Raw genomic sequence first — 9530 nt, forward strand, 5'->3', positions numbered from 1 at the left:
GTCCGTCGGCCCTGTCCGGTGCCGTCCCCCGGCGGCTCCGCGGAGCCGAGGCAGCGTACGGCCTGACGCGTCGTCGCCGTGGGCGCGCCCGCCGCCGTACGCCCGCCGTCGGGCGCCCGCACCGCACGCGTCCGCGCGTCGTTGGTACCCCATGCGAGGGCCGTGCACCACGTGTTGCGTGTAAGCGCGCCATAAGAGTTGAGCCCCCTCGGCTCAGGTCTGTTGACCCGGCGCCGATCGTGATGCACACTTGAGCCCGTTCCACTCAAGTCAGCTGGAGGAATCGAAATGGCACGTGCGGTCGGCATCGACCTGGGCACGACTAACTCCGTCGTCAGCGTTCTGGAGGGCGGCGAGCCCACCGTCATCACCAACGCCGAGGGCGCCAGGACCACGCCGTCCGTCGTCGCCTTCGCGAAGAACGGTGAGGTGCTGGTCGGCGAGGTCGCCAAGCGCCAGGCGGTCACCAACGTCGACAGGACGGTCCGTTCGGTCAAGCGCCACATGGGCACTGACTGGAAGATCAACCTGGACGGCAAGGACTTCAACCCGCAGCAGATGAGCGCCTTCATCCTGCAGAAGCTGAAGCGGGACGCCGAGTCCTACCTGGGCGAGAAGGTCACGGACGCGGTCATCACCGTCCCGGCCTACTTCAACGACTCCGAGCGCCAGGCGACGAAGGAGGCCGGCGAGATCGCCGGTCTGAACGTCCTGCGCATCGTGAACGAGCCCACGGCGGCCGCCCTGGCCTACGGTCTCGACAAGGACGAGCAGATCATCCTGGTCTTCGACCTCGGTGGCGGCACGTTCGACGTCTCGCTGCTGGAGATCGGCGACGGTGTCGTCGAGGTGAAGGCCACCAACGGTGACAACCACCTCGGTGGTGACGACTGGGACCAGCGAGTCGTCGACTACCTGGTCAAGCAGTTCCAGGCCGGTCACGGCGTGGACCTGTCCAAGGACAAGATGGCCCTGCAGCGTCTGCGCGAGGCCGCCGAGAAGGCCAAGATCGAGCTGTCCTCGTCCACCGAGACCTCGATCAACCTGCCCTACATCACGGCCTCCGCCGAGGGCCCGCTGCACCTGGACGAGAAGCTCACCCGCGCCCAGTTCCAGCAGCTGACCGCGGACCTGCTGGAGCGCTGCAAGACGCCGTTCCACAACGTCATCAAGGACGCCGGCATCTCGCTCAACGAGATCGACCACGTCGTCCTCGTCGGCGGCTCCACCCGTATGCCCGCCGTCGCCGAGCTCGTCAAGGAGCTGACCGGCGGCAAGGAGGCCAACAAGGGTGTGAACCCGGACGAGGTCGTCGCCATCGGCGCCTCGCTCCAGGCCGGTGTCCTCAAGGGTGAGGTCAAGGACGTCCTGCTCCTCGACGTCACCCCGCTGTCCCTCGGCATCGAGACCAAGGGCGGCATCATGACCAAGCTCATCGAGCGCAACACCACGATCCCGACCAAGCGGTCCGAGATCTTCACGACGGCCGAGGACAACCAGCCGTCCGTGCAGATCCAGGTCTACCAGGGCGAGCGCGAGATCGCGGCGTACAACAAGAAGCTCGGCATGTTCGAGCTGACCGGTCTGCCGCCGGCCCCGCGTGGCGTCCCGCAGATCGAGGTCTCCTTCGACATCGACGCCAACGGCATCATGCACGTGACCGCGAAGGACCTGGGCACGGGCAAGGAGCAGAAGATGACCGTCACCGGCGGCTCCTCGCTGCCGAAGGACGAGGTCGACCGGATGCGCCAGGAGGCCGAGCAGTACGCGGAGGAGGACCACCGCCGCCGCGAGGCCGCCGAGTCCCGCAACCAGGGCGAGCAGCTCGTCTACCAGACGGAGAAGTTCCTCAAGGACAACGAGGACAAGGTCCCGGGCGACGTCAAGTCCGAGGTCGAGGAGGCCCTCGCCGAGCTGAAGGAGAAGCTCAAGGGCGAGGACACCGCCGAGATCCGCACGGCCACCGAGAAGGTCGCCGCCGTCTCGCAGAAGCTGGGCCAGGCGCTGTACGCCGACGCCCAGGGCGCGCAGGCCGCGGGTGGCGCCGACGCCGGTGCCGCCGGTGCGGGCGCGGGTGCCGGCAAGGCCGACGACGACGTGGTCGACGCCGAGATCGTCGACGAGGACCGCGACCGCAAGGACGGTGCCGCGTGACCGAGGAGACCCCGGGCTTCGACGAGCAGCAGCCGAAGCAGCCCGACGTCCCCTCCGGCGCGACCCCCGACGACGCCGAGCCGAAGGCCGCCCCCGCGGAGGGGGCGGCCCCGGCCGGGGATGCGAGCGACGTGGCCCTGGTGGCCCAGCTGGACCAGACCCGTACCGCGCTCGGGGAGCGCACCGCGGACCTCCAGCGGCTCCAGGCCGAGTACCAGAACTACCGCCGCCGGGTCGAGCGCGACCGGATCGCGGTCAAGGAGATCGCCATCGCGAACCTCCTGACCGAGCTCCTGCCCGTGCTCGACGACATCGGCCGCGCGCGGGAGCACGGCGAACTGGTGGGCGGTTTCAAGTCCGTCGCCGAGTCGCTGGAGACCGTCGCGGCCAAGATGGGCCTGCAGCAGTTCGGCAAGGAGGGCGAGCCCTTCGACCCGACGATCCACGAGGCCCTGATGCACTCCTACGCCCCGGACGTCACCGAGACGACGTGCGTGGCGATTCTGCAGCCGGGGTATCGGATCGGCGAGCGCACCATCCGCCCCGCGCGGGTGGCCGTCGCCGAGCCGCAGCCGGGCGCGCAGACGGTCAAGGCCGAGGGATCCGACGACAGCGCGGCCGGCGCGGCCGGAGCGGCGGGCGGGACGGACGCGGCGGGCGACGACAAGGAGAGCGGTGGCCCGGACGAGGGCTGACGCCGGACCGACGAGGGAGGAGGGACGTCGAGGGTGAGTACCAAGGACTTCATCGAGAAGGACTACTACAAGGTCCTCGGCGTCCCCAAGGACGCCACCGAGGCCGAGATCAAGAAGGCGTACCGGAAGCTCGCCCGCGAGTTCCACCCGGACGCCAACAAGGGCAACACCAAGGCCGAGGAGCGCTTCAAGGAGATCTCCGAGGCGAACGACGTCCTCGGTGACCCCAAGAAGCGCAAGGAGTACGACGAGGCGCGCGCCCTGTTCGGCAACGGCGGCTTCCGTCCCGGCCCCGGCGCGGGCGGAGGCGGATCGTTCAACTTCGACCTGGGCGACCTCTTCGGAGGCGGCGCCCAGGGCGGGGGAGCGCAGGGTGCCGGCGGCTTCGGCGGCGGGCTCGGTGACGTCTTCGGGGGCCTGTTCAACCGTGGTGGCGCGGGCTCCGGCGCGCGCACCCAGCCCCGGCGCGGCCAGGACATCGAGTCCGAGGTCACGCTGAGCTTCACCGAGGCGGTGGACGGCGCGACCGTACCGCTGCGCATGTCCAGCCAAGCGCCGTGCAAGGCCTGCTCCGGCACCGGCGACAAGAACGGCACGCCCCGCGTGTGCCCGACCTGTGTCGGCACGGGGCAGGTGGCGCGCGGCTCGGGGGGTGGCTTCTCGCTCACGGACCCCTGCCCGGACTGCAAGGGCCGCGGCCTCATCTCCGAGGACCCGTGCGACATCTGCAAGGGGTCGGGGCGCGCCAAGTCCTCGCGCACCATGCAGGTCCGCATTCCCGCGGGCGTCTCCGACGGGCAGCGGATCCGGCTGCGCGGCAAGGGCGCGCCCGGCGAGCGGGGCGGCCCGGCGGGCGACCTGTACGTGGTCGTGCACGTCGACGCGCACCCGGTCTTCGGGCGCAAGGGCGACAACCTGACGGTGACGGTGCCGGTGACCTATCCCGAGGCGGCGCTGGGCGGGGAGATCCGCGTCCCCACGCTGGGCGGGCCGCCGGTCACCCTGAAGCTGCCGCCGGGCACGCCCAACGGGCGCACGATGCGAGCCCGCGGCAAGGGCGCGGTCCGCAAGGACGGCACCCGCGGGGACCTGCTGGTCACCGTGGAGGTGACGGTGCCGAAGGACGTGTCGGGCAAGGCGCGTGACGCCCTGGAGGCGTACCGCGAGGCGACCGCGGGGGAGGACCCGCGGGCGGAGCTGTTCCAGGCCGCGAAGGGAGCATGACCAGATGGACGGCCGTCGACGTAACCCGTACCAGCTGACCGAGGAGACCCCGGTCTACGTCATCTCGGTGGCGGCCCAGCTCTCCGGTCTGCACCCGCAGACGCTGCGTCAGTACGACCGCCTGGGTCTGGTCTCCCCGGACCGCACCGCGGGCCGGGGCCGGCGCTACTCGGCCCGCGACATCGAACTGCTCCGTCAGGTGCAGCAGTTGTCGCAGGACGAGGGCATCAACCTCGCCGGGATCAAGCGCATCATCGAGTTGGAGAACCAGGTCGTCGCGCTGCAGAACCGGGTGGCGGAGCTCCAGACGGCGGTGGAGGGCGCGGCCGTGGCCATGCAGCAGCGCGAGGCCGCGGTGCACGCCTCGTACCGCCGCGACCTCGTGCCGTACCAGGAGGTCCAGCAGACGAGCGCGCTGGTGGTGTGGCGCCCGAAGGGGCGGCAGTCCTCGGACTGACACCCGCGTCCCACGCGGTCGAAGGGGCCCGGAGGCCATGGAGCCTCCGGGCCCCTTCGCGTGCCCGCGGCGCGCTGACGGACGGAACCGGTCAGGGGCGGCCCCGGTGGCCCGATTCCGTACCCGGGTCCCGCTCCGCCCGGACAAACGCTGGCGCACCGGTCGGTAACGGGCGGTTGACGTGTCGGGGTCGATCACGATGGCGCGAATTGGCTTACGAAGTGGAGAAGATGAGACCTTTCCGGGCTCTCGACGCTCTACTCTCTTCACACCGATAACACAGACCGCTGTCGTCATCTCGTTAAGTGAGCACTCCTTGGCGCTGAGGTGATCGCCGCGTCGGCTTTCAGCCACTGGGCCGCATTGCTGCGTCCACGCCCCGGAAGGCATCTGATGTGAACACCCGTAACACCCGTTTCGGCATACGTCGACGCGTCGTACGCCGGAACGCCACCGCCCTGGCCGTGTCCGCCATGACCCTCTCCCTCGCCGCCTGCGGAGTCATGGACGGCGCGGGGAGCGAGAGCGGGGCGAGCCCCACGAAGGGCGACGACATCACGGTCGGCCTCCTCCTGCCGGAGAAGGAGAACGCCCGCTACGAGAAGTTCGACTTCCCCATCATCGAGAAGAAGGTCGCCGAGCTGACCAACGGCGAGGGGGAGGTCCGGTACGCCAACGCCGAGGGGAAGGCGGCGGAGCAGGGCATCCAGCTGGACCAGATGATCGACGCCGAGGTCGATGTGCTGCTCCTGGACGCCGTGGACTCCGAGGCGATCGCGAGCGGCGTGCAGAAGGCGAAGGACGCGGGGATCCCCGTCATCGCGTACGACCGGCTGGCGCAGGGCCCGATCGACGCGTACGTCTCCTTCGACAACACGCTCGTCGGTGAGGTGCAGGGCCGGGCGCTCGCGGACGAGCTCGGCTCCACCCCCGGCAGCAAGATCGTCATGATCAACGGCGCGCCCACCGACCCGAACGCCGCGCAGTTCAAGGCCGGTGCGATGGCCGAGTTCCAGGACAAGGTGACGGTCGCCAAGACCTACGACACCGAGGACTGGAGCGCGGCGAACGCCGGGGCCAACATGGAGGCGGCGATCACCTCCGTCGGCCTCGGGGAGATCGCCGGGGTGTACGCGGCCAACGACGGCATCGCGGGCGCGGTCATCGAGGTCCTGAAGGCCGCGGGGGTCTCCGAGGTACCGCCCGTCACCGGGCAGGACGCCGAGCTGGCCGCCGTGCAGCGGATCGTGGCGGGCGACCAGTTCATGAGCGTGTACAAGTCGTACCCGGAGGAGGCGAACGCCGCCGCCGAGATGGCCGTCGCCCTGGTGCAGGGCCGCTCCATCGAGTTCGACGCCCTCAGCCGGGACAAGGTCGACTCCCCGACCACGGCCGACATCCCGGCCCAGTTGGTTCCCGTCACCGCGCTGACCAGGAAGAACATCGCGGAGACGGTTATCGCGGACGAGATCTACACGGTCGGGGAGATCTGCACGGAGAAGTACCGGGAGGACTGCGCGGAGATCGGCCTGAAGTGATCCCGCCCCGGTGCGGCCGGCCGGGGACGGCCCCGCCGCCGCCCCGGCCGTACGCCCGGCCCCGCCGCCCCCGGTCCGCTGCGACCGGGGGCGGCGTCCGTGTTCCGGCCCCCGTTCCGCTGCGGTCCCGCGGTCTCCCGGCCGCGCCGACGCGGTACCTGGCGCCCCGTCCGGAGCGCGGTCTGTCGTACCGTCGACGTGTCGCAACGGTGCGGACGGAGGTGGGGGGAAGGCGGATCCTCCGGGTCGGTCCCGCCCGCCCGTGCGCCGGGCCGGTGTTGCGGAGACCGGAAGGGCCGCGCATAGTTGCGCTGCCGAAAACGCTGGAGCCAGGGGTGGAGATGGCCGCGCACGGGACCGACGCCTATCCGCACGGCGGTGACGGGACGGGCGGTGGCCGTCCCGGGGCGGACCAGGACACGCACCCCCACGGTGCCGACCGGCTGTGCGGGGCCGCGGACCGCGTGTACGCCCGGGCGGTACGGCTGGGACGCGTGCCGCGCGCGGACGCGGCGGCGGTGCCCTGCCTGGTCGACCTCGGGCTGCTGCACCCCGACCCGGACGACATGGACCTGCTGGTGCCCACGGCCCCGCAGGAGGTCATGGCCCGGCTGCTGCGCGGCGTGCACGAGGAGGTCAGCGCGAGCCGGAACCGGGTCGGAGCGGCGGTGGCGGCCGTGGAGTGGTACGCGGGCCTCGGCGGCGACCGGGTGCGGCCGGCGGCCGAGAGCACGGCGATCCGCGTGCTGGACGGGCTGCCGCGCATCCGGGCCGCCATGGACCAGGCGACCCAGGCGTGCACGTCGGAGGTGCTCGCCGTGCAGCCGGGCGGCATCCGCCGCGAGGACGAGCTGCGCGAGGGCCTGCACCGGGGGCTGGAGATGCGCCGCCGGGGCGTGCGCATGCGCGACCTCTACACGCACGTGGCGCGGCACGGGCAGGGCCTGCACACCTACATGGAGCTGATGGGCGACGCGGCGGAGGCGCGCACCCTGGACGAGGTCGTGGAGCGGCTGATCGTCTTCGACCGGTCGGTGGCCTTCATCCCCGCCAACACGGACCGCACGATGGCCCTGGAGGTCCGTCACCCGGCCCTGGTCGAGTTCCTGGTCGTGGTCTTCGAACGGCTCTGGCGGCTGGGCGTCCCGCTGGGCGCCGCGCTGCCCGCCACCGGCATCGAGGGCATCACGCACCGGGAGCGCTCCATCGCCGCCCTGCTGGCGGAGGGCCACCAGGACGCGGTGGTCGCGGAGCGTCTCGGCATCAGCGTCCGCACGTGCCGGGCGCACATCGCGCGGCTGTCGGAGACGCTCGGCGCGGCCAGCCGTACGCAGCTGGGCGTCCGGATCGCCCAGGCCGGGCTGGACGGGCCGCCCGGCTCCGGGCCGGCCGGGGGTCCGCTCCCGGTCACGTCGCCGTCCACGCCGCCGCCGGCGTCGGCGGCGTCGACCGCTCCTCCCGCGGCGGTCGGGGATCGTCCAGGATCCCCGACTGGGCTATGAGGAAGCCGAGCTGGGCCCGGCTGCCGCTGCCGAGGGCGGCGGCGAGCTTGGCTATGTGGGCCCGGCAGGTGCGGACGTTCATCCCGAGGCGGCGCGCTATCGCCTCGTCGACGTGCCCCTCGATGAGCAGCTTCGCGATCGAGCGCTGCACACCGGTGATGCCGTTGGGGTCGACGTCGTTCGGCACCTCCTCGGTCAGGGGCACGGCCCGCTGCCACAGCTGTTCGAACACCATGGCGAGGTAGCGCACGAGACCGGGGTGACGCAGTTCGAGCGCGACGCTCCGGTCGTCGCCGGCCGGGATGAACGCGACGGTCCGGTCGATGACGATCATCCGCTCGATGAGCTCCTCGAGCGTACGGACCTGGATCCGGCCGTCCGAGATCCGCTCGACGTAGGCGAGGGTGCTCTGGCTGTGCCGCGCGGTGTGCTGGTACAGCGTGCGGATGTTGACCCCACGGTCCGCCAGCGGCTTGTCGCGCTCCAGGGCCTCCATGAGCGCGTCGGCGGGGCGGGCGCCGCCGGGCTGCACCGTCAGCATCTCGCTGCGGCAGTCGGCCGAGGCGGTGTCGAGCGCCGCGTTGATCCGGTCGAAGCCCTCCAGCACGGTGATGGCGTGCGTGGAGCCCGCGCTCTGCGTGGTCAGCGCGATGAACGGCGCGAAGGAGTCGGTCAGCGCGATCGACTGGCGTCGGCGCTCCTGGATCTCGCGCTCCAGCGGATACAGGCGCTGTGCCAGTGCGGCCGAGGCCGGAACCGGACGCAACCAGTTCGCGTCGTCGGGATCCGGATGCAGCAGCGCGTAATCCAGCAGGCACGGGGCCGGTTCCACATCTGCCCGGCTGATGCGTCCGGAGCGCAGGGCGCGGGCGTAAAGCCGCGTCCCTTCCTCACACAACTCAGTGACAGCATGGGGATGTGTCGGTTTCGAGTTGTTTGTGCTCATATCTCCACCCCCCAGGGTCCTGAACATGCAGGAACATGATGCATCGTCCCTGTGGCATTGACATGCCTGAATGAGCCATCGTCTTGTTCTGCGGGGGAGAGGATTCCATCAAGTGAGGACGAAGCCGACTATGCGTGCGAGATTGCTTGGTTCGATGCTTGCCGCCGTCTTCTCCACCGCACTGGCCCTCGGCGCTGTGGAGGGTGCGGTCCACGTCGCGGAGGACGCGCACGTGGCGGTCGAGTCGGACAGTGGCTGGAACCCTGCTCCGCCGCAGCGGTCCGTGCAGGCGGCGGACAGCGGCTGGAACACGGCTCCGGTCGACAGCGGCTGGAACATCGTCCAGGGTGACAGTGGCTGGAACGCCGCTCCCGTCGACAGCGGCTGGAACGCCTCTGCGCAGGGCGACAGTGGCTGGAACGTGGTGCCCGCGGTCGCCGGCGACAGCGGCTGGAACGTTACTCCTGCCGACAGCGGCCGGGACGCGGTCCAGGGTGACAGTGGCTGGAACGTGGCTCCGGCGGACAGCGACCGGGACGCCTCCGTCCTGGGCGACAGTGGCTGGAACCGTGTGACATCTGTCGCGGAGGCAGACGTATGACGATTCCGCCCGACGACCGCTCCTTCCGTCGAGAGATGGCCACCGCCTACCGCTCCGGTTGGCACTTCATCGACCTGGCCACCGCCATCCCCCACAGCGGTGACTCGTTGATGGTGACCGTCTTCGGCGAGCCGGTGGTGGTCACCCGGGACGAGGACGAGGACATCCGGGCCTACCGGTGTCTGCGGCGACCGCGCGGCGCGCCGCAGCCAGTACGGTGTGCCGTGCGGTACGGGATGATCTTCGTCAATCTCGACCAGCGTGACCACCGGATCCCCCGGCCGGAAGCCCCGGCCGCCGAGATCATCGCAGCCACCCCCCGCAGTGCCTGACGCGATTCCCCCGTCGCAGTAGATCGCTCAGGCGCTTCCCCCCAGCAGCGGCGTCACCGTGACCTGAACACGGTGCCGCCG

At 71.0% G+C, this 9530-nt stretch carries 9 protein-coding genes; 8 read left to right on the forward strand and 1 reads right to left on the reverse strand.

Annotated elements, in window-relative coordinates; translation table 11 throughout:
- Positions 1-288 precede the first annotated feature (288 nt).
- The 6 genes from dnaK to UW392_RS52645 all read left to right on the forward strand — a co-directional run bounded on the left by dnaK (position 289) and on the right by UW392_RS52645 (position 7570).
- Positions 289-2154: a molecular chaperone DnaK gene (gene dnaK / locus UW392_RS52620; RefSeq protein ID WP_320782561.1), complete on the forward strand. Its 1866-nt coding sequence runs from the start codon at positions 289-291 to the stop codon at positions 2152-2154.
- The gene (gene grpE / locus UW392_RS52625) at positions 2151-2849 is read left to right on the forward strand and encodes a nucleotide exchange factor GrpE (protein WP_320782562.1); all 699 of its coding nucleotides are present in this window, start codon (positions 2151-2153) and stop codon (positions 2847-2849) included. The genes dnaK and grpE overlap by 4 nt, the downstream gene beginning before the upstream one ends.
- Before the next feature lie 33 nt (positions 2850-2882).
- Positions 2883-4073, forward strand: a complete 1191-nt coding sequence (dnaJ, locus tag UW392_RS52630) for a molecular chaperone DnaJ (RefSeq protein WP_320782563.1) — start codon at positions 2883-2885, stop codon at positions 4071-4073.
- Positions 4074-4077: 4 nt separating this feature from the next.
- Positions 4078-4530, forward strand: coding sequence for a heat shock protein transcriptional repressor HspR (locus UW392_RS52635; RefSeq protein ID WP_320782564.1), 453 nt, complete (start codon positions 4078-4080; stop codon positions 4528-4530).
- Positions 4531-4925: 395 nt separating this feature from the next.
- Complete coding sequence (locus UW392_RS52640; protein WP_414497556.1) at positions 4926-6068, forward strand: sugar ABC transporter substrate-binding protein; 1143 nt, start codon at positions 4926-4928, stop codon at positions 6066-6068.
- Positions 6069-6409: 341 nt separating this feature from the next.
- Positions 6410-7570: a helix-turn-helix transcriptional regulator gene (locus tag UW392_RS52645; protein ID WP_320782565.1), complete on the forward strand. Its 1161-nt coding sequence runs from the start codon at positions 6410-6412 to the stop codon at positions 7568-7570.
- Here UW392_RS52645 and UW392_RS52650 read toward each other — a convergent pair.
- Positions 7476-8516: a helix-turn-helix transcriptional regulator gene (locus UW392_RS52650; RefSeq protein WP_320782566.1), complete on the reverse strand. Its 1041-nt coding sequence runs from the start codon at positions 8514-8516 to the stop codon at positions 7476-7478. The genes UW392_RS52645 and UW392_RS52650 overlap by 95 nt on opposite strands.
- 154 nt (positions 8517-8670) lie before the next feature.
- On the opposite strand from UW392_RS52650, the gene UW392_RS52655 reads away from it, so the two are divergent.
- Complete coding sequence (locus UW392_RS52655) at positions 8671-9117, forward strand: hypothetical protein (protein WP_320782567.1); 447 nt, start codon at positions 8671-8673, stop codon at positions 9115-9117.
- The gene (locus UW392_RS52660) at positions 9114-9449 is read left to right on the forward strand and encodes a hypothetical protein (RefSeq protein WP_320782568.1); all 336 of its coding nucleotides are present in this window, start codon (positions 9114-9116) and stop codon (positions 9447-9449) included. Before UW392_RS52655 ends, UW392_RS52660 begins: the two co-directional genes overlap by 4 nt.
- Positions 9450-9530 lie beyond the last annotated feature (81 nt).

Source organism: Streptomyces sp. CRN 30, assembly GCF_034105845.1.

Coding starts and splice junctions, on each gene's coding strand:
- dnaK (WP_320782561.1), top strand. CDS start 289: ATGGCACGTGCGGTCGGCATCGACCTGGGCACGACTAACTCCGTCGTC.
- UW392_RS52635 (WP_320782564.1), top strand. CDS start 4,078: ATGGACGGCCGTCGACGTAACCCGTACCAGCTGACCGAGGAGACCCCG.
- UW392_RS52645 (WP_320782565.1), top strand. CDS start 6,410: ATGGCCGCGCACGGGACCGACGCCTATCCGCACGGCGGTGACGGGACG.
- UW392_RS52650 (WP_320782566.1), bottom strand. CDS start 8,516: ATGAGCACAAACAACTCGAAACCGACACATCCCCATGCTGTCACTGAG.
- UW392_RS52655 (WP_320782567.1), top strand. CDS start 8,671: ATGCTTGCCGCCGTCTTCTCCACCGCACTGGCCCTCGGCGCTGTGGAG.
- UW392_RS52660 (WP_320782568.1), top strand. CDS start 9,114: ATGACGATTCCGCCCGACGACCGCTCCTTCCGTCGAGAGATGGCCACC.